This window comes from Ruegeria sp. CG1 (genome assembly GCF_056537265.1).
Genome location: NZ_JBQFRF010000002.1, coordinates 354,143 through 372,542, shown reverse-complemented (window position 1 = coordinate 372,542; position 18,400 = coordinate 354,143). Strand labels below are relative to the sequence as shown.

Annotated in this window: 19 protein-coding genes and 1 tRNA gene; 8 read left to right on the top strand and 12 right to left on the bottom strand. The window is 55.3% G+C overall.

The window, feature by feature from the left end; translation table 11 throughout:
- Window positions 1–78: 78 nt before the first annotated feature.
- From ACR0AU_RS07445 to ACR0AU_RS07430, 4 genes are all read right to left on the bottom strand, one after another.
- Window positions 79–1,749 (bottom strand): sulfatase-like hydrolase/transferase, encoded by a 1,671-nt coding sequence (locus tag ACR0AU_RS07445; RefSeq protein WP_480795487.1) that lies wholly within the window; start codon window positions 1,747–1,749, stop codon window positions 79–81.
- 15 nt (window positions 1,750–1,764) lie between these two features.
- Window positions 1,765–1,995, bottom strand: coding sequence for a (Na+)-NQR maturation NqrM (nqrM, locus tag ACR0AU_RS07440; protein ID WP_170393970.1), 231 nt, complete (start codon window positions 1,993–1,995; stop codon window positions 1,765–1,767).
- A 15-nt stretch (window positions 1,996–2,010) separates the two neighbouring features.
- Window positions 2,011–3,036, bottom strand: a complete 1,026-nt coding sequence (locus ACR0AU_RS07435) for an FAD:protein FMN transferase (protein WP_170646885.1) — start codon at window positions 3,034–3,036, stop codon at window positions 2,011–2,013.
- Between the two features lie 67 nt (window positions 3,037–3,103).
- Entirely contained in the window at window positions 3,104–3,289 is a 186-nt protein-coding gene (locus ACR0AU_RS07430) for a hypothetical protein (RefSeq protein ID WP_170407230.1), read from the bottom strand.
- A gap of 120 nt (window positions 3,290–3,409) precedes the next feature.
- On the opposite strand from ACR0AU_RS07430, the gene ACR0AU_RS07425 reads away from it, so the two are divergent.
- On the top strand, window positions 3,410–3,934 hold the full coding sequence (locus tag ACR0AU_RS07425) for a CBS domain-containing protein (RefSeq protein ID WP_480591117.1): 525 nt from the start codon (window positions 3,410–3,412) through the stop codon (window positions 3,932–3,934).
- Window positions 3,935–3,938: 4 nt separating this feature from the next.
- On the opposite strand, the gene ACR0AU_RS07420 is transcribed toward ACR0AU_RS07425, so the two are convergent.
- From ACR0AU_RS07420 to ACR0AU_RS07390, 7 genes are all read right to left on the bottom strand, one after another.
- Window positions 3,939–4,718 carry a metallophosphoesterase gene (locus tag ACR0AU_RS07420; protein ID WP_480795486.1) on the bottom strand — a complete coding sequence of 260 codons (780 nt, stop codon included), beginning with the start codon at window positions 4,716–4,718 and terminating at the stop codon, window positions 3,939–3,941.
- Between the two features lie 134 nt (window positions 4,719–4,852).
- Window positions 4,853–6,076, bottom strand: a complete 1,224-nt coding sequence (gene nqrF, locus ACR0AU_RS07415; RefSeq protein WP_170393981.1) for an NADH:ubiquinone reductase (Na(+)-transporting) subunit F — start codon at window positions 6,074–6,076, stop codon at window positions 4,853–4,855.
- Window positions 6,077–6,086: 10 nt separating this feature from the next.
- Window positions 6,087–6,695 (bottom strand): NADH:ubiquinone reductase (Na(+)-transporting) subunit E, encoded by a 609-nt coding sequence (nqrE, locus tag ACR0AU_RS07410; RefSeq protein WP_050603817.1) that lies wholly within the window; start codon window positions 6,693–6,695, stop codon window positions 6,087–6,089.
- On the bottom strand, window positions 6,695–7,348 hold the full coding sequence (locus tag ACR0AU_RS07405; RefSeq protein ID WP_152460184.1) for an NADH:ubiquinone reductase (Na(+)-transporting) subunit D: 654 nt from the start codon (window positions 7,346–7,348) through the stop codon (window positions 6,695–6,697). The genes nqrE and ACR0AU_RS07405 overlap by 1 nt, the downstream gene beginning before the upstream one ends.
- The gene (locus ACR0AU_RS07400) at window positions 7,348–8,163 is read right to left on the bottom strand and encodes a Na(+)-translocating NADH-quinone reductase subunit C (protein ID WP_480591113.1); all 816 of its coding nucleotides are present in this window, start codon (window positions 8,161–8,163) and stop codon (window positions 7,348–7,350) included. Before ACR0AU_RS07400 ends, ACR0AU_RS07405 begins: the two co-directional genes overlap by 1 nt.
- The gene (locus ACR0AU_RS07395) at window positions 8,156–9,364 is read right to left on the bottom strand and encodes an NADH:ubiquinone reductase (Na(+)-transporting) subunit B (protein ID WP_170407221.1); all 1,209 of its coding nucleotides are present in this window, start codon (window positions 9,362–9,364) and stop codon (window positions 8,156–8,158) included. Before ACR0AU_RS07395 ends, ACR0AU_RS07400 begins: the two co-directional genes overlap by 8 nt.
- Window positions 9,365–9,369: 5 nt before the next feature.
- Entirely contained in the window at window positions 9,370–10,713 is a 1,344-nt protein-coding gene (locus tag ACR0AU_RS07390) for a Na(+)-translocating NADH-quinone reductase subunit A (protein ID WP_170611555.1), read from the bottom strand.
- A gap of 299 nt (window positions 10,714–11,012) precedes the next feature.
- Between ACR0AU_RS07390 and ACR0AU_RS07385 the strand changes: the two genes are divergently transcribed.
- Window positions 11,013–12,128, top strand: a complete 1,116-nt coding sequence (locus tag ACR0AU_RS07385) for a THUMP domain-containing class I SAM-dependent RNA methyltransferase (RefSeq protein WP_480795485.1) — start codon at window positions 11,013–11,015, stop codon at window positions 12,126–12,128.
- A gap of 126 nt (window positions 12,129–12,254) precedes the next feature.
- Window positions 12,255–12,331, top strand: a tRNA-Pro gene (locus ACR0AU_RS07380).
- Between the two features lie 328 nt (window positions 12,332–12,659).
- Here ACR0AU_RS07380 and ACR0AU_RS07375 read toward each other — a convergent pair.
- Complete coding sequence (locus ACR0AU_RS07375; RefSeq protein ID WP_170509419.1) at window positions 12,660–13,571, bottom strand: LysR family transcriptional regulator; 912 nt, start codon at window positions 13,569–13,571, stop codon at window positions 12,660–12,662.
- Between the two features lie 107 nt (window positions 13,572–13,678).
- Between ACR0AU_RS07375 and ACR0AU_RS07370 the strand changes: the two genes are divergently transcribed.
- From ACR0AU_RS07370 to ACR0AU_RS07350, 5 genes are all read left to right on the top strand, one after another.
- A complete protein-coding gene (locus ACR0AU_RS07370; RefSeq protein ID WP_480795484.1) occupies window positions 13,679–14,455 on the top strand; it encodes a CmcJ/NvfI family oxidoreductase in 777 nt (258 codons plus the stop codon).
- 13 nt (window positions 14,456–14,468) lie between these two features.
- Window positions 14,469–15,434 carry an LLM class oxidoreductase gene (locus ACR0AU_RS07365; protein ID WP_170732675.1) on the top strand — a complete coding sequence of 322 codons (966 nt, stop codon included), beginning with the start codon at window positions 14,469–14,471 and terminating at the stop codon, window positions 15,432–15,434.
- Window positions 15,435–15,446: 12 nt separating this feature from the next.
- Window positions 15,447–16,235, top strand: coding sequence for an SDR family NAD(P)-dependent oxidoreductase (locus ACR0AU_RS07360; protein WP_170509410.1), 789 nt, complete (start codon window positions 15,447–15,449; stop codon window positions 16,233–16,235).
- Between the two features lie 91 nt (window positions 16,236–16,326).
- Window positions 16,327–17,172, top strand: coding sequence for an enoyl-CoA hydratase/isomerase family protein (locus ACR0AU_RS07355; protein ID WP_170394211.1), 846 nt, complete (start codon window positions 16,327–16,329; stop codon window positions 17,170–17,172).
- A gap of 82 nt (window positions 17,173–17,254) precedes the next feature.
- A complete protein-coding gene (locus tag ACR0AU_RS07350) occupies window positions 17,255–18,241 on the top strand; it encodes a zinc-dependent alcohol dehydrogenase family protein (protein ID WP_480795483.1) in 987 nt (328 codons plus the stop codon).
- The last annotated feature ends 159 nt before the right edge of the window (window positions 18,242–18,400 follow it).

Genomic DNA, 18,400 nt, shown 5'->3' with positions numbered 1-18,400 from the left:
TCCGATTGAGGCGGCGTTGCTGTCTTCTACCCCCTGCCCGCTCAAGGTTGAACCGTCATTAGGGCCGCGAATGAAGAATTAATCTGTCTTGTAGTCCCCAAAGGGTCGCGCTTTGCGGTTGCGGTATTTAACGGTCAGCTCAAGCGGCATCTCGTTTTCGTCGTAAATACCGATCACCACGCCTGTTCCTCGGCTTGATCCACGCATGTTTAGCAGTTGTTCTTCCGACCGGGTCGTGCGCTGCGACTGGCGCCGCGTCCAGGTGAACAGGTGATCATACATCTCGGCGATGATGTCTGCATGTTCATCGCTTTCGCCCAGGTCCGTCAGCTCGCTCGGATCATTCTCTAGATCAAACAAAAGCGGGCGATAGCCCCCTTCACAATGGATCAGCTTCCATTTCTCGTTTGCGACCATGAACATGACCGCATCCCGAACCGAGGCGTTCAGTGTCTGCGCAATGGGGGATGCGGAGTAGTCGTACTCACAAATCACCACATCGCGCGGAGTGCTTTCGGCCTGACCGTGCAGGATGGGCAGCAATGAATGCCCTTCCAGAAGGTGCCCTGCGGGTTCACCGCCTGCAACCTCCAGAAACGTGGGCGCTAGATCGATGGATTCGACCAATGCATCGCATGTGGTGCCGCGTGTGGCATCAGCCTCGGGCGATGGATCAAAGATGATCAGCGGCATTTTGGTCGAGGCGTCATGGAAGAAGGTCTTCTCTCCCATCCAGTGATCGCCCAGAAAATCCCCGTGATCCGAGGTCAGCACGATCATCGTGTCCTGCATTCGTCCGGTTTGATCCATCCAGTCAAACAGCCGCCCCATTTGGTCGTCAGCCTGCTTGATCAGGCCCATATAGGCTGGGATCACGGCCTCGCGTACATCCTGACGCGAGAAGGTCTGGCCGATTTTCGTATCCATGAACGCTTTCAGCACCGGATGAGCGTTCTGCCGTTCAGCTTCGGACCGAATGACAGGCAGGATGTGTTCGGGACCATACATCGAGGCGTAGGGTTCTGGCACAATATAGGGCCAATGCGGTTTGATATAGCTGAGGTGGCAGCACCACGGCCCCTCATGGTTTTCCATGAACTCCATGCCGCGAGAGGTAAGATAAGGCGTTTCGCTGTCTTCCTCGGCGATATTCGCGGCCTCTGACGAATTTTTCAGGAACCAACCTGAAAGTACATTGCCCTCTTCATCCAGCCCCGAATTGGCGAAGTCGTGCCAGGGGTTGTCACTCTCATAGCCTTTGTCTTTCAGATACTCGTTGTACCTTTTGGCGCCATCCGGGTCATAAAACCCATCCGGCCCTTCGGGGCGCATCCCGTCATCGCGTTCAAAAACATCAAACCCGCATTCAGCGACGCGCGCGCCGATCAGGCTGTCGGGCTCAAGCCCCAAACGGGCCATGCCCTCGGCGTCTGCGCGCATATGAGTCTTGCCAACCAACCAGCAATCCATCCCTGCCTTGCGCAAGTGATCGGCCATGGTGATCTCACCAACTTTCAGCGGGATTCCATTCCATGACGCGCCGTGCGAATGCACGTAGCGGCCGGTATAGGTCGACATACGGGAACTGCCGCAGATCGGTGACTGGATGTAGGCCCGTGTGAACCGCATACCCATCGAGGCGAGACGGTCAATATTTGGCGTATGCAGATGTGGATGTCCGTAGCAGCTGAGGTAATCCCAGCGCAATTGGTCGAACATGATGAAGAGGACGTTCTTGGCTTTGTTCATGCCAAGAGGGTTATCCTAGCCTTCCATCTGTTGCAGCATCTTTTTCGCACGCTTGCACTGCAACTGGTCGCGCAGAGGGCTGTCGGGATCGATATCCTTTTGACAGACCACACATTTATCGGCACCCGAGATCGCGTTCAGGCCACCGCAGCTGCCTTTGATGGTTTTGCCCATCAACATCACACCCAGCGCCATGCCAACCATGACGATCAGCAACAGGAAAAAGGCTAGAATAAAGGTGCTCATAGCGGTTCCTACCGGTCAGTTGGTCCCCAGCGCAGCCTTGAAGGCGCTGCTTTGTACGGTGATATAGGCTTCTTCTCCGCTTGTCACATCCCGAGAGATGAAGAACACGGCAAGTTTATGCTCTTCGGCCAGTTCCAGACCCTTTTCCAGACCCAATGCTAGCATCGCCGTTGCCCACGCATCCGCCATCATGGCGTTGTCTGCTAAAACAGTAACCGAAGTGGTGCGATGAGTAATCGGGCGGCCCGTCGTCGGGTCAATGATATGCGAATAGCGCACCCCGTCCTGTTCGAAGAAGTTCTTGTAATCACCCGAGGTCGCCATTCCCAGATTGTCGAGCGGCACGATCAACTGGATTGATTGCGCGCCAGTCTCGGGTTGTTCGATCCCGATGCGCCAGCTTTCGCCTTTGTCATTCTCGCCCATGGTCACCAGATCACCACCGATCTCGACCATATAGTTCTCGATCCCGGCCTCGCGCAGCTGTGCGGCAACCGCATCGATGCCATAGCCTTTGGCGATCGCAGAAAGGTTGATCCCGACTCCGGCCTCTGATTTGGCCAAAGTGCCCGCTCCGCGATCCAAGTCTAACAGCCGCGCTTGCCCCACTTGCCCAAGCGCTGTCGCGATCTCGTCATCTGCCGGAATTGGGTCTTCAGGTTTTCGCGGTCCAAACCCCCACAATTCGATCAGCGGACCAAGGGTAACATCAAACGTACCACCGGATTTTTCGTGAACCTCATTTGCGGCCTCGATGACGAAGGCAAATTCGTCTGACACTTGCATGGGGTCCGTGCTGCCTGAGGCCGAGAAGGTCGAGACCTCGGAATTCGGGTCCCAGTTGGACATCTTGGCATTGACCTGCGCCAGGGTCTCCTGAACCGCTTGCCCCAGCGCTGCTTCGTCCAAATCATCGCCGATTGCGGTGATGTTGAACGTGGTGCCCATCGTCTCGCCGGACAGGCGTACCACGTCAGGCTCTTTGCCAAACAAGCAGGCCGAAACAGTCAAAAGTAAGGCCAGTGCGATCAGTGGGCGCATGGTGCAATCTCCCGGGAGTGTTCTTGCCCGGCATATGCCAGTGAGCCTGTTCAGAGTCAAACCGACATCAAATCTTGAGCGGCAAAAACGCCAATGCAAAAAGCCCGATTGCTGCCGGGACGCCAAACAGCCAAGCGCGCTTTTGCCAACCTTCCGGTTGCTGTTTCCAAGCCATGCGAAAATTATGGCCGCAGACCACCACGATAAAGAATATCAGCGCGGCAACTGGTGGGGTCAGATACAGGTTGCTCACAAGCAATTTCCTTTTGAAGTGGCCAAGTTACGCCGGTTTTCGAAATTGCACCCTATACAGGGCCGGTCCCTGCGGTAAGGTAGGTTGTAAGGACAATACCGGTGAAAGAGGAGACCGCCCATGGCCCCAAGCTCTTACCAGCCTCCGACACGCGGCGACAAGGCCGCGGCGACAACCCGCAGTCAATCAGTTGAGACCAATCTGTCGCATACCCAGACAACGGTTGCGAAACTGATGGAAGGCAAAGGGGATGCTGTTTTTTCGGTGCGGCCCAACGACACGATTCACTCGGTCGTGGATATCTTGCGCGAAAAACGCATCGGGGCCGTTGTTGTGACGGATCAGAATGGTGCCCTGCAGGGTATCCTGTCCGAACGTGACATCGTGCGCCGTATGGCGGAAACGCCCGGCCAAACCCTACCCCAATCCGTGGCTGATCTTATGACGACCGAGGTTAAAACCTGCAGCCCCGAAGATTATCTGAACGACGTGCTGAAAACCATGACCGAAGGCCGGTTCCGGCATATGCCCGTACTGAGTGATGAAAATCTGCGCGGGGTGATCACCATTGGCGATGTGGTTCATTTCCGCTTGAAAGAACTGGAATACGAAGCACTTAGAATGAAGCAAATGATCGTCGGCTAGCGACTTACGCTAATACGCGCGCGATTCCGGTGTGCGCGGTCGAGATAAATCGGACAGAACCAGGCGAGATTTCCGCAGCCGTCAACTGATCGGTGATGAACGCACCTGTATCAATCGATATGACATCATGCTCGACCCGAGCTTCGTCGACGATGGTATGGCCATGCACCACCCATTGCTCGTCTTTCCGGCGTTTCTTGCGGAACTGAGGATGCCCCCAAAGGCAAGTTCTGTCCTGTTGCCGATCGACCGGCTGCGATGGATCAAGCGCGGCATGAACAACCGTTACATTCCCGCTCGTCCAGGTCAGCGGCCGATCATGCAGCCAGTCCAAAAGCGGTTGTCCCATCGCTTGCTGCAGTTGTTCGGCAACGGCTTGCGGGTTGGACTGGTCAATATCAGCAAGCCCAAACGAAGCCAAAGTCTGAGCACCGCCATTATACAGCCAGACACGCTCCATCCGTGTTGGATCAGACAAAAACCCAAGCAGCATATCTTCGTGATTGCCTTTCAGGCAGATCGCCCGGGTTTCAGGGTTCGTGTCGAGGTGGTGTAGCTGACGCAACACCTGCGCGCTGTATCCGCCCCGGTCAACATAGTCGCCTACAAACACCACCGGACATTCGTTATCCAGCGCAGGTAGCAGCCGTTGTAAAAGATCCAACCTCCCATGAATGTCTCCGATTGCGTAGAATTTTTCTGTAGGCGCCAATGAATACAGATTCACCGGCTGATCAGACGGTGTTTGAAATGCGATAAGCCTTTTGATCCATCCGGTTAACATAAGACCTGCTGCCTAATGCGGAAAAATATGGAGCAGCATTCGCCAAATGCAGACGTTGATATTGGCAGCCTGCCCAACATCAGACCCAAAAATGAAAATGGTCGGTCCCAAGGGTTGGAACCGACCGATGCTGTTTATCCGCCGAAATCATCGAGCATGATGTCTTCGCGATCCACGCCCAGATCCAGCAGCATGTTGATGACCGACTGGTTCATGATTGGCGGACCACACATGTAGTATTCGCAATCCTCGGGTGCGGGGTGGTTCTTCAGATATTCCTCGAACAGAACGTTGTGGATAAAGCCAGTGTAGCCTTTCCAGTCATCCTCGGGCTGGGCGTCCGACAACGCAACGTGCCATTCGAAATTGTCGAATTCCTTGGCCAGCGTGTCGAAGTCTTCGACAAAAAACATCTCTTTCTTCGACCGCGCGCCGTACCAGAAGCTGATCTTGCGGTTGCGGTTTTCAAGGCGTTTGAGCTGGTCAAAGATATGGCTGCGCATTGGGGCCATACCAGCACCACCACCGATGAAGACCATCTCTTTTTCTGTCTCGCGAGCAAAGAACTCGCCAAAGGGACCTGAGATTGTGACCTTGTCGCCCGGTTTCAGGTTGAAAATATACGACGACATCTGACCCGGAGGGATACCTTCGGACCCAGGAGGGGGCGAAGCCACGCGGACGTTCAGCATGATCATGCCTTTTTCATCCGGATAGTTTGCCATGGAATAGGCGCGTTCGATCGGTTCGGCGACGACGGATTTGTACTGCCATAGATTGAAGCGATCCCAATCCTCGCGGTATTCTTCTTCTACGTCGAAATCCGTATAGGCGAGCTGGTGTGCAGGCGCTTCGATTTGGATGTAACCACCAGCGCGGAAGTTCACGTCCTCACCTTCCGGGAGGTCCAATGTCAGAGCCTTGATGAAGGTCGCTACGTTCTCGTTCGAGCGAACTGTGCATTCCCATTTCTTGACGCCGAAGACCTCTTCGGGAACTTCGATGTCCATATCCTGCTTGACTGCAACTTGACAGGATAGCCGGTCACCACAAGACGCCTCTCGCTTGGTGATATGGCTTTCCTCGGTCGGCAGGATCGAGCCACCGCCGGAATGCACGCGCACGCGACATTGCGCGCAGGTGCCACCGCCACCACAAGCGGAGGGCACGAATAGCTTCTCTGCGGCAAGCGTCTGCAGCAGCTTGCCACCCGCCGGGACCGAGATTGTTTTCTCACCATTGATGGTGATGTTCACGTTACCGGTTGAAACCAGCTTGGACCGCGCCGCCATGATGATGGCAACCAGACCAAGAACGATAACGGTGAAAAGGGCTACACCTAAGCCAAAGGTTTCCATTCCGCCCTCCTTACAGTTTCACGCCCGAGAAGGACATGAAGGCCATCGCCATCAGTCCAGCGGTGATGAAAGTGATGCCCAGGCCTTGCAGACCATCGGGAATGTCCGAATACTTCAGCTTTTCCCGAACACCCGCCATCGCGGTAATCGCCAGAGCCCAGCCAAAGCCAGAGGACAGACCGTAAGTCGCCGCTTCGGCAAAATTGTAGTCGCGTTCCACCATGAACAGTGAACCACCCAAAATGGCGCAGTTTACAGTGATCAGCGGCAGGAAAATCCCCAGCGCGTTGTAGAGCGGGGGGAAGTACTTATCCAGCACCATCTCTAGGATCTGAACCATCGCCGCGATCACGCCGATATACGAAATCAGACCAAGGAAGGTCAGGTCCACATCCGGGAACCCAGCCCAGGCCAGAGCACCTGGTTTCAGCAGATAGTTCAGCAGCAGATTATTCGCCGGCACGGTGATGGCTTGCACCACCATGACCGAGATGCCCAGACCCAGCGCAGTTGAAATCTTCTTCGAAACAGCGATGAAGGTACACATCCCCAGAAAGAAGCTGAGCGCAAGGTTTTCGACAAAGATGGCCTTTACGGCCAGTGAAATCAGACCTTCCATCAGTGGGCCTCTACCTGCTGGATTTTGTATTCACGCTCTTCCACCTGGTTCGGCTTCCATGTGCGGAAGGCCCAGATGATCAGACCGATGATGAAGAAAGCCGACGGCGGCAGTAGCAGCATGCCGTTGGGCACATACCAGCCGCCATTGTTGACGGTCTCCAGAATGGTGACACCGAACAGTGACCCGGCGCCAAACAGCTCACGAATGAAACCTACCAGCAGCAGGATCAGACCATAGCCCATGCCGTTGCCCATACCGTCGATAAAGGACGCGACCGGGGGGTTCTTCATGGCAAACGCTTCGGCCCGGCCCATCACGATACAGTTGGTGATGATCAAGCCGACAAAGACCGACAGTGTTTTTGAAATCTCAAACGCATAAGCCTTGAGAATCTGGTCCACCAGGATCACCAGTGAGGCAATGATAACCATCTGTACGATGATCCGGATCGAACCCGGGATCTGGTTGCGCAGGCACGAGATGAAGAAAGACGAGAACGAGGTCACGAAGATCACCGCCAGCGCCATCACCATAGACACCTGCAGTGACGAGGTCACCGCCAGCGCCGAACAGATGCCCAGCACCTGCAGCGTGATCGGGTTGTTGTCGACAAGCGGGTCGACCAGCATCTCTTTCTTGGTCTGAGACATCAAAGCTCTCCTGCTTGCAGTTTGGCCAGGAACGGAGCGTAGCCCGCGTCGCCCATCCAGAATTTCACCAGGTTGTCGACACCAACCGAAGTCAGCGTGGCGCCTGCCAGCGCATCGACATAGAAATCAGGACCTGCTGCGGGTTGCGACTTGGCGACGGTGATTTGCAGATCGCCTGCATCATCGCGCAGCTTTTTGCCATTCCACAGCGCCTTCCAGCGAGGATTGTCCACTTCGGCGCCAAGGCCCGGTGTCTCACCGTGCTGATAGAACTGCAGGCCGTAGATATCGTTGCCGTTGTTTTCCAGCGCGATGAAACCATAAAGCGTAGACCACAGGCCATAACCGTGAAGCGGCAGGATTACCTTGTCGAGCGCCCCGGCATCATCACGCAGCAGATAGATCACGCGGTACTTGGACTTGCGCCCGATCCCAGCCGGGTCATCGTCCAAAGCGACGCTCAGATCTGGATCGCTGGCAGCAGCGATATCATCGAAGGTGGTCGCGTCGAACTGATCGTCAACGAATTCACCTGTAGACAATTCCAGTACATGCGGCTCAAACGCAGCGAATGCCTCGGTCACATCAATGCCCGGTTCGTAGATGCCGGCAACCTGCAGAACGTTGACTTGCTTATCCTTCAAACGGTTGATTTCCTGCACCGGGCGCAGGCTGACCGCAGCAGCAGACACGACCATCGAGGCTACAAGGCAGACGGCAACGGCAACAAAGATAGTCTTGCCAACCGAATCTGGCGAAGCAGCCAGAAACTTGGCAATCGCTCCCTTGGGTTCATTGGATTGCGTATCAGACATGGCGACGCGCCCTCCGTTTGATGTTTGCCTGGACGACGAAATAGTCGATCAGCGGCGCAAAAACGTTTCCGAACAAGATTGCCAGCATCATACCTTCGGGGAAAGCGGGGTTAATGACGCGGATCATCACAACCATGATACCAATCAGCGCGCCATAGATGTAACGGCCCATATTGGTGTGGCTGGCCGAAACGGGCTCGGTTACCATGAACGCCAGACCAAAGGCGTAGCCCCCAAGAACGATATGCCAGTACCAAGGCATCGCGAACATCGGATTTGTGTCCGATCCGATCAGATTCAGCAGAAGCGTGAAGCCTATCGTGCCCGCAAGACAGCCCACAATCAGGCGATAATTGGCAATCTTGGTCGTCAGCAGGAAGGCCAGGCCGATCATGCAAGCCAGCGTCGATGTCTCTCCAAAGCTACCCTGAATTTGCCCGAAGAACGCATTGGCCCAGGTGATCCCGTCGGCCGCCAGTGCCTGAACGCCTTCAGCAGCGGAGATGCCCAATGCAGTCGCACCGGAAAATCCATCCACCGGGGTCCAGACTGAATCCCCCGACATTTGCGCGGGATAGGCGAAATATAGGAAAGCGCGTCCGACCAGCGCTGGGTTGAGGAAGTTCTTGCCCGTGCCGCCAAATACTTCCTTACCGATCACGACACCGAAAATGATGCCTAACGCGACCTGCCACAATGGCGCAGTCGCAGGCATTATCAGGGTGTAAAGCATAGAGGTAACTAGAAAACCCTCATTGACCTCATGGCCGCGCACAGTGGCGAAGATGACCTCAAAAATACCGCCCGCAACCAGTGTGGTGATGTAGATCGGAAGGAAATACATCAATCCATGCATCACATTGGCGAAAATGCTGTCAGGGTTCAGCGAGATACCGAACATCTGCAGGATCGCAATCCGCCATCCTGTTGCCGAATCCGGTCCTAGCGTGGCGATGGCCGAGTTTGCCTGATAGCCGGTGTTATACATCCCCCAGAGGATTGCGGGGATCGTAGCAATCACGACGTAGGTCATGATCCGCTTCATATCCACGTAAGAGCGCGCATGCGGCGCGACGGTCGTGACGGTTTTCGGAGTGTAGATAAAACTTTCCACCATCTCGTAGATGGGGAAATATTTTTCGTACTTGCCGCCCTTGGTAAAGTTCGGCTCGATCCGATCGAAGAAGCTGCGCAAACCCATGTGGATCAGCCCTCCTTTTCAATCTTGGTGAGGCAGTCGCGCAGCGCCAGCCCATATTCATATTTCGCAGGGCAGGCAAAGCCCACAAGGCCCAGATCTTCTTCGTCCAGTTCCAGTGCACCCAGCGCCTGCGCGGTGTCGGTGTCCATCACCAGTAGCGCCCGCAGCAATTGCGTCGGCAGATAATCCTGGGGCATAAGCTCTTCGAATACACCCGTCGGCACCATCGCGCGGCGACCACCATTCAGGTTAGACGTGAATGAATAGAGCTTCTTGGCAAAAGCCGATCCCAAAACAGGCTGTACCGCATATTTCGAAGGCATAGGAAGAATCCAGCCCAGTGTGTGCTGATCATGATCTTCGCGAATAATGCTGATCTGGCGAGCAAAACGGCCCAGATAGGCGGTCGGACCATCGGCATGCTGCCCCGACAAGATCGACCCCGAGATGATCCGTGCGATCCCGTCGACGTTCACTTCGTCCCTGGTCAGGTCATCCGTCGACGCGCCCATCACGGTGCGGATCAGGCGCGGCTGGCGCGCGCCCGGTCCAGACAAAGCAATCACGATGTTTGAATCCAGATGACCGGTCTGCATCAGACGACCGATCGCGATCACGTCCTGGTAGCCAATGGTCCAAACCTGTTTGTCCCCTGTCAGCGGCTCAAGGAAGTGAATATGAGTTCCAGCAAGGCCCGAGGGGTGTGGGCCGGAAAACGCAGCCGCTTCTATACCTGGCAGATCGGAACCGGGGATGGATGCCCCCTCTTGCTGGCACAGATAAGTCTTGCCGTCGGTCAGGTTTGAGACAGCTGCGAGACCAGCCGCAAATGCCTCGCCCGCATCCGCAATAACCAATGCCGCATCACCTGCCAGTGGATCGCTGTCCATGGCTGTCACGAAGATTGCTGTAGGCTTGGAGCCTGGTTCGGGCATCTTTGAATAAGGACGTGTCCGGAAAGAAGTCCACAGCCCGGCCGCGCAGAGCTTAGCCGTAACACCTTCGGCAGTCTCGGCATCGCCGGTGCCCGAGAAATCTATGCCGGCGTCATTGGCATCCGAAACCTCGATCACCACGCTCTGCAATACACGTCGCGCCCCGCGATTAATTGCCACGACCTTGCCAGTCAGCGGCGCGACCATCATCGCGTCGGGCGCATCCTTGTGGCAGAACAACGGCGTTCCTCGCTGGACCGCGTCGCCCTCTTGCACCAGCATCTTGGGCTTTAATCCGATATAATCACTGCCCAGAACGGCAACCGACGAGAATTCAGGCCCCGGCTGGATTTTCTGTTCGGGCGCGCCTTCAACCGGCAAATCCAACCCTTTTTTTAGTTTGAAAGTTTGCATGTTGCTACGTTCTTCCAAGCCTTTGTCCTGCGCCTGCTGCGCGCCATCTTACAATGATGCCAGGAAATAACACGAAATTTCCCGTCTGTCCGGTCGCGAAAGCGCCATTATCCGACCAGAATCCGCAGGCGTATTTCCGATCACGGCTCCTTTACGCGGGGATGAGTGCAAACGCAAACCTGTTACCGCCCAAAATCGAAAAGGAATGTCACATTCTTTTGAGCTTACGGTCGTTCAGAACAATTTGCCCATTTAATTTGCGTGTCGCACAGGCTGATCAACCGGTATAAGCAACCACAATGGACAACAATGATAAATTCGAGATTTTTCTGATTGCCACTCCAGGGCTCGAAACGCCTTTGTGTGCCGAGGCCATCGAGCGCGGATTCTCGGGCGCCAGGATCGTTCCAGGTGGTGTCGTGTGCCGTGGCGATTGGCCGGAAGTCTGGCGCGCCAATCTGGAATTGCGCGGTGCCAACAAGGTTCTGGTGCGACTGGGCAGTTTCCCCGCCGTGCATTTGGCGCAATTGGACAAGCGCGCCCGAAAATTCCCGTGGGCGAGTTATCTCAGGCCAGACATTCCCGTGAAGGTCGAAGCAACCTGCCGTAAATCTCGTATCTATCATGCAGGAGCGGCGCGACAGCGCATCGAACAAGCCATATCCGAGGGGCTCGGCACCTCAGTCTCACCCGATGGCAAAGTCCGCGTGCTGCTAAGAATCGAAAAAGACATATGCACGATCTCCGTCGACACATCCGGCGAGCCCTTGCACAAGCGCGGTCATAAGCCTGCAGTCGCCAAGGCCCCGATGCGGGAAACAATGGCTTCGATGTTCCTGCGTGAGTGTGGGTTTGACGGGTCTGAACCGGTTCTGGACCCGATGTGTGGCTCTGGAACATTCGTTATCGAAGCGGCTGAAATTGCACTTGGTCTGCCCCCAGGCCGCTCACGTCAGTTCGCATTCGAAGATTTGGCAAGCTTCGATCCAGATGTTTGGCAAAAAATGCGCACTCGTACCGGTCAACCCGAAACAGAGCTGAGATTCTTTGGCTCAGATCGCAATACAGGCGCGATTGAGGCTTCACGCTCTAACGCCCGACAGGCACAAGTGGATCATGCCACCCGATTTCAGCACTGTTCGGTCAGTGATATCAAGCCGCCAGAAGGCCCAGCTGGGCTGGTCATTGTCAATCCGCCCTACGGGGCACGCATCGGTGATGAAAAGCGCCTGGGGTCGCTCTATGGCAGTTTAGGCAAGGTATTATCCAGTCGTTTCCAGCGATGGCGTGTGGGCATCATCACCACCACACCCGGACTTGCCCGCGCAACGCGATTGCCAATGCTTCCCCCCGGCCCAATCGTTGATCACGGGGGAACAAAAATCCGACTGTATCGAACAAATCCGTTGCAGTAACTCAGCGAAATCGCAGATCAGGCGAAGGGTTAAAACCACCCCTCGAATCCAGCGACGACATATGTGTGTACGCCCAAAATCCCTCTTGCACATCGATATGACGAGGTATAGATCACGCGCCACGGTCGGAGTGTAGCTCAGCCTGGTAGAGCACTGTCTTCGGGAGGCAGGGGTCGGAGGTTCGAATCCTCTCACTCCGACCAATAAAATCAAGTGTCAAATGCAACGGTGTATTGCGTTTTGACCGTGGATATTACCTTTCTACTAACTAATGTTGCCTGCGGCGGTTTGAATTTCTGCTATTTCGAATTTTCAATAAAATGACCTGAACCAGTCTTGGGCAAACCGTCAAGATGCTCCGATGCAGCTCGTCGTACATGTCACTCGCTACAAGCGCGTTGGCCGCGTTCACGCGAACTCATTAACCGCTGGGCAAACCTTGCTATTGCTATTGTACAAGGCATGTCCTGCCCGTGCATTTCTCGAAACTAGTGCCGTGATGTCTTAAGGCGCGCTTGACCAATATTGGGATCATGTTTCCCAAGGTGGATTTGAGCCAATCTCTGCGATCAGAAAATCCATGAATACCCGAACTTTGGGGGATAATACGTTGGACTTGGGATAGATAAGCCATAAAACATTGTCTTCCGTAGCCTCAAAGTCTGGCAGAATTTGCAACAACCGGCCCGATTTCAGGTGATCATACACGCTCCATAGTGCGTTTAGGGATATTCCGGCGCCGGCCAGAGTGGCGCAGACCTGGCTTTGGCCGTCGTCTATGATCAATTGACCCTTAGCCATCGCTGGGTCAAATCCGGCTTTCTCACCTGCCTTTCCCGTTAGCGTGCGCAATTGGCGATTTTGGAAAGCGATCAGGTGGTGGCTTTTCAGATCGGCAGGTGTTTTGGGTGTGCCGTATGTGTCAAGATAGTGCGGCGCAGCGCACAGTATGCGTCGGTCATCAGCCAATTTTCGGCCTTTCAGGCTGGTGTCGACAAGCGGCGCATTTCTTAGTGCAAGGTCGTAACTCCCCTCGATAAGATCGAACTGCACATCCGACAGGCGCAAATCGAGCGTCAGATCGGGGTGCTGTTGAAGAAATTTCGGCAGGATTGGAGCAATGTAGAGCTGAGCAAAGGTGCTGGGCGCAGCGAAGCGCAATGTACCGCGGATGGTCGCTGTTTGTTTGCCCAACGCCGTAAGTGCTGCCTCTTCCTGCGCAATAATCTCTCGGGCGAAGGGCAGGAAATCGGCACCTTCAACAGACAGCGACACCTTGCGCGTTGTGCGATGTAACAGTTCGGAACCCAGGCTTTGCTCCAACTTGGCAAGCTTTGCGCTCGAGACAGCTGGAGCCATGCCCAAAGCGCGCCCCGCCGCACTGATGTTCAGCCTTTCTGCCGCCGCTACAAACAATCTCAGCGCGTCTGTATCAAGCCCCATTATATCGCAAACCCGAATTTTCAATCCATGAATGGGCAGTTTATACGCAAATAGATTAGCGTTAAATCCCCTTCATGGATGCAACTCGGCATGGGAAGGAGACGCAGATGACGCGGACAGCCACTGTCAACTACCACGTTCACAAGCCCTGGCGGCAAGCCTTTGAACTAGATGCAGGCGGGATTGCTGGTAATTTGATTTCGCCCGAACTGGCCAGCACGGCTGTTGCATTGACAGATGCCCGCACCACGAGCAACACAGTTACATTCGAGTCTGATGCTGTTGAGTTCGCGCTGCTGGAAACGCAGATACAAGATTTTACCGGCGAGGTCTGGAAACCGACATACGATGCGGAGCTAACGGCAATGCTCTCGAACAAGTTAGGTGCGCGCGAGGTTGTGGTTTTTGATCACACGGTTCGGATAGATGACCCAGGAGCGACGCGCAAACCCGCGCGCAACGTCCACAGTGACTATAGCAAGGACGGAGCCGAACAGCGGCTTGTCGATCTTTTGGGTGCCGAGGCCGCAGCGGAGTGGGCGCGCGGTCACTATGCTTTTGTTAATGTGTGGCGCCCTGTGAATCATCCTATCAACTCAGCACCCCTGGGCTTTGTTCGCCCGTCATCAGTTGAACCGTCTGACTGGATCTTACTGGACCTGATCTATCCCGACCGCAATGGGCAAATAATGGGGCTGGTAGGAAACCCCAGGCATGAGTGGATTTATCAATCGAAGATGACGCCGGATGAGGTCGCGATCTTCAACATCTATGACAATCGAGGTGCTCCGTCGATCGCGCATAGTGCGCTGGATATGGTCGAAGATTCAAACGTCAACACCATTCGCAAAAGCATCGAGAGCCGCACATTGGTGCGCTTTTAAAGGAGAGCCGGACATGTTGGATAAAATGCAGCCTGCTGATTTTGCCCAAATCAACGTGGCCTATAATCGGGTATTTCGACCGGGACGGCTGAGCGTTGGCCTAGTGTTGCCGCTCGAAGCATATGCAGTCGGTGCAGAGCCGACGCTTCGGGATCATCTGGAAGCGGCTCGGAAAGCGGAGAACCTCGGGTTTGCATCACTTTGGCTGCGCGACGTGCCATTCAACGTTCCAAGCTTTGGTGATGCAGGACAGATTTTCGATCCATTTGTCTATCTGGGTGCGCTTGCTGCGGTAACGGACCGAATTGCCCTTGGAACGGCGAGCGTGATCCTGCCATTGCGTCACCCCGCTCATGTAGCCAAGGCGGCGGCGAGCGCGGATGTGCTCTCGGGCGGACGGTTGCTCTTGGGTGTAGCCTCCGGGGACCGGCCTGAGGAGTATCCGGCTATGAACCAGAGCTATGATGACCGCGGGGCACGTTTCCGCGACAGCTTTGACTACATCCGCGCCGTTGGATCGGATTATCCCGAGCGTGAAAGTGCTCAGGGTACGCTGTCTGGCGGGATTGACCTGCTGCCAAAGCCGCATGGGACCCGCCTGCCGATGATCATTACGGGTGGTAGCCAGCAATCCCCCGATTGGGTGGCGCAGAACGGCGATGGTTGGATGACCTATCCGCGCAATGCGACTGCCCAGAGGCAGGTTATTGCGGACTATCGGAGGCGCGGGAAGGAAGCGGGCCAGCCAGACAAGCCAGTCATGCAATCCCTGTATATCGATGTCGTTGCCAATCACGCCGCACCACCGCGCCCGATCCATCTTGGGTTTCAGTCTGGCACCGATTTCCTGCGTAGCTATCTACGTGAAATAGAAACGCTTGGGGTCAATCACGTTGCACTGAACCTACGGTTCAATCAAGCGCCCATCGATACGACCCTCGAACACTTGGCAGATACCGTACTGCCCGACTTTTCCTAAAGGATCAGATCAATGACCAAGACTATACTCATTACAGGTTCAACCGACGGCATTGGTTTGCTCACGGCAAAGAAGCTGGCCGCCGATGGACACAAAGTACTTCTGCATGGACGCAGTACCTCCAAATTGGACAGCGCGGCCTCCGAAGTCGGCGGCGATGTCGAAACTTATAGCGCTGATCTGAGCGATCTGTCCGCAGTGCGAGAACTGGCTGAGAGCGTAAAGGCCAAACATGACAAACTGGACGTGTTGATCAACAATGCAGGTGTGCTGAAAGCTCCGCAAACCGTGCTTGCGAATGGGCAGGACATCCGCTTTGTCGTCAACACACTCGCACCCTATCTGCTCACAGAATTGCTGATGCCGATCATTCCCGCCGCCGGGCGCGTCGTGAACCTGTCATCGGCAGCGCAGGCCCCGGTGAATATTAATGCACTGGAGGGTAGTGTCCCGCTGGCTGATATGGAGGCTTATGCGCAAAGCAAGCTGGCGATCACCATCTGGACCCGGGAATGGGCCAAATCTCTGTCCGATGCACCCGTCATGGTCGCGGTAAATCCGGGATCGCTGTTGGCCTCAAAGATGGTGAAAGAAGGATTCGGCCTAGCCGGGAACGATATGAACATCGGCGCTGATATCCTGATTGACGCAGCATTGGGTGATCGGTTCGCTGATGCGTCAGGTGCCTATTTTGACAATGACAGCGGTGCCTTCGCGAATCCACATGCCGCAGCACTGGACAAAGCACATGTTGCCGACGTCATGAACTCGATCAGAGGTTTGATTAACCAGACCAACTGACCCGCGCTGCACTAAATCCAGACGCGCTTCCAACTTTAACCTCCCTTACCCCTCGCGTGTGCCGCGTCGAGGCCCAAGAAAGGACTGTCTGATGAAATATGAGAACTTTCAAACCTTTGACGTTGCTGTTGAAAACGGCATCGCAACAGTCACATTCAACTTTGGCACCGTAAACGTGCAAGGCCAGGAAATGCTGGCCGACCTCAACAGTCTGGCCATGCGGCTAGAGCGAGACCGCGAAACCAAGGTCGTGATCTTTCAGTCCGCCAACCCGGAAATCTGGGTCTGCCACTACGATACCGAGCTGCTCAAGGATATGTCGACTGAGGCCGTATCCCGGGAGGACGCACAGCTTTTGGACCTTCAATCGGTCTGCGAGCGGATCAGCAAGGTGCCACAAGCCACCATCGCAAAGCTGGAAGGGTTCGCACGTGGTGGCGGACACGAGTTGGCGTTGGCGCTCGACATGCGATTTGCGGCGCGGGGTAAGTACAAGTTCATGCAGATGGAAGTTGGAATGGGCATCCTGCCTTGCGGCGGCGGTGCTTCGCGCATGGCACGTCAAACCGGCCTTGGAAAAGCGCTTGAGATCATCCTGAGCGCACAAGACTACGATGCGGATGATGCAGAACGTCTGGGCACCATAAACAAGGCTTTGGAGCCAGATGAGATTGGCCCGTATGTGACAGCGCTCGCCGAGCGGATCGCAAAATTCCCGGCAGAGTCGATCAATGCCTGCAAGCAGATGGTCTATGAATCCATCGACAAACCCATTGATGAAGCGCTGAAGGCCGAAGCCTATTGGCTGTATCAGGCCACAAGCAAAACCCCGGCGGTCAAACGGTTCACCATCGCGGATGAACAGGGTCTGGAACACGACATCGAAAACCAGCGCAAGTGGGGCGATCTGGTTATGCAGGTTCAGGATATCAACTGATCCGTCCTCCAACACAATGATCACGTCAGGCGTGCGCTGTTCAAAGCCGCGCCTGACACTTCGCTAAAAAAGGAATATCCCAATGAAAGCTATGGTTCTGAACGCCTACGGACCCGATGCACCGTTCGAGCTTGTGGAAATGCCCGACCCGGTCGCAACGTCTGGGCATGTAGTCGTCAAAGTGGCCGCGGCCAGCGTCAATACCGTCGATACAATGATCCGAAGCATGGGCGCGGATCTACCTCTGTCCCCCAATTTGCCCGCGGTCCTTGGCATGGATTTTGCTGGCACAATCACCGCCGTTGGCGAAGGTGTTAGAGGTTTTTCCATAGGTGATGAAGTGTATGGCTGCGCTGGTGGTTTGATGGACCTCCATGGTTCGCTAGCCGAGTACATCAAGGCGGATGCCCGCCTGATTGCACACAAACCCAAGACGCTGAGCATGCGAGAGGCCGCGGCGCTGCCTCTCGTAGGCATCACCGCCTACGAAGGATTGACCCGCGCCGGTGTCGGCGAAGGGCAGACCGTTCTGGTTCAAGGCGGTGCCGGTGGCGTTGGTCATGTTGCCGTTCAAGTTGCGCGCCACCTTGGCGCAACCGTGTCGGCAACAGGTCGTGGAGCGGATCAGTTAGCCCTCATCGAGGGTCTCGGTGCGCGCCCGTTGGATTTCACAACCCAAAAGGTCGAGGACTACGTGGCCGAACACACTGATGGCGTGGGCTTCGATGTGGTGTTTGATAGCGTGGGTGGGCCTAACATGACGAACTCGTTCGAAGCGGCCAAGCTCAATGGCCATGTCGCCTCAACCGTCGCGATGGTCGAGATTGATCTGACACCTGTGCATTTCAAAGGTCTGTCTCTGCACGTCGTCTTCATGCTGATCCCGATGATGCATGATGTCGGGCGTCAATCCCATGGTGACATCCTGAAAACTCTGGCGGAAATGGCGGATGCGTGCCAACTCAAACCAATTGTTGACGAACAGAGGCTTGGGTGGACCAATGTCGATGCAGCCTATGAGCACCTGACAAACGGAGCGGCGGTCGGAAAAGTTGTTGTAGAGCTGTGAACGGAACCGGCCGGGATTGGTGCGCAGAGATATAATTGCGCACCATTCCAGTATGGCCTGATATTGATGTCAGCCATCAGAACTCAGCTAACCTGAACGCAAGTTGCAGCACAGAGTGCTTTGAGCTCGAAGCATTTGTCGGAGCCGACTTTCAGCACA

Bases quoted from the DNA above. Each gene is read 5' to 3' on its own strand.
- ACR0AU_RS07445 (WP_480795487.1), bottom strand. From the start codon at position 1,749: ATGAACAAAGCCAAGAACGTCCTCTTCATCATGTTCGACCAATTGCGC.
- nqrM (WP_170393970.1), bottom strand. From the start codon at position 1,995: ATGAGCACCTTTATTCTAGCCTTTTTCCTGTTGCTGATCGTCATGGTT.
- ACR0AU_RS07435 (WP_170646885.1), bottom strand. From the start codon at position 3,036: ATGCGCCCACTGATCGCACTGGCCTTACTTTTGACTGTTTCGGCCTGC.
- ACR0AU_RS07425 (WP_480591117.1), top strand. From the start codon at position 3,410: ATGGCCCCAAGCTCTTACCAGCCTCCGACACGCGGCGACAAGGCCGCG.
- ACR0AU_RS07420 (WP_480795486.1), bottom strand. From the start codon at position 4,718: ATGTTAACCGGATGGATCAAAAGGCTTATCGCATTTCAAACACCGTCT.
- nqrF (WP_170393981.1), bottom strand. From the start codon at position 6,076: ATGGAAACCTTTGGCTTAGGTGTAGCCCTTTTCACCGTTATCGTTCTT.
- nqrE (WP_050603817.1), bottom strand. From the start codon at position 6,695: ATGGAAGGTCTGATTTCACTGGCCGTAAAGGCCATCTTTGTCGAAAAC.
- ACR0AU_RS07405 (WP_152460184.1), bottom strand. From the start codon at position 7,348: ATGTCTCAGACCAAGAAAGAGATGCTGGTCGACCCGCTTGTCGACAAC.
- ACR0AU_RS07400 (WP_480591113.1), bottom strand. From the start codon at position 8,163: ATGTCTGATACGCAATCCAATGAACCCAAGGGAGCGATTGCCAAGTTT.
- ACR0AU_RS07395 (WP_170407221.1), bottom strand. From the start codon at position 9,364: ATGGGTTTGCGCAGCTTCTTCGATCGGATCGAGCCGAACTTTACCAAG.
- ACR0AU_RS07390 (WP_170611555.1), bottom strand. From the start codon at position 10,713: ATGCAAACTTTCAAACTAAAAAAAGGGTTGGATTTGCCGGTTGAAGGC.
- ACR0AU_RS07385 (WP_480795485.1), top strand. From the start codon at position 11,013: ATGGACAACAATGATAAATTCGAGATTTTTCTGATTGCCACTCCAGGG.
- ACR0AU_RS07375 (WP_170509419.1), bottom strand. From the start codon at position 13,571: ATGGGGCTTGATACAGACGCGCTGAGATTGTTTGTAGCGGCGGCAGAA.
- ACR0AU_RS07370 (WP_480795484.1), top strand. From the start codon at position 13,679: ATGACGCGGACAGCCACTGTCAACTACCACGTTCACAAGCCCTGGCGG.
- ACR0AU_RS07365 (WP_170732675.1), top strand. From the start codon at position 14,469: ATGTTGGATAAAATGCAGCCTGCTGATTTTGCCCAAATCAACGTGGCC.
- ACR0AU_RS07360 (WP_170509410.1), top strand. From the start codon at position 15,447: ATGACCAAGACTATACTCATTACAGGTTCAACCGACGGCATTGGTTTG.
- ACR0AU_RS07355 (WP_170394211.1), top strand. From the start codon at position 16,327: ATGAAATATGAGAACTTTCAAACCTTTGACGTTGCTGTTGAAAACGGC.
- ACR0AU_RS07350 (WP_480795483.1), top strand. From the start codon at position 17,255: ATGAAAGCTATGGTTCTGAACGCCTACGGACCCGATGCACCGTTCGAG.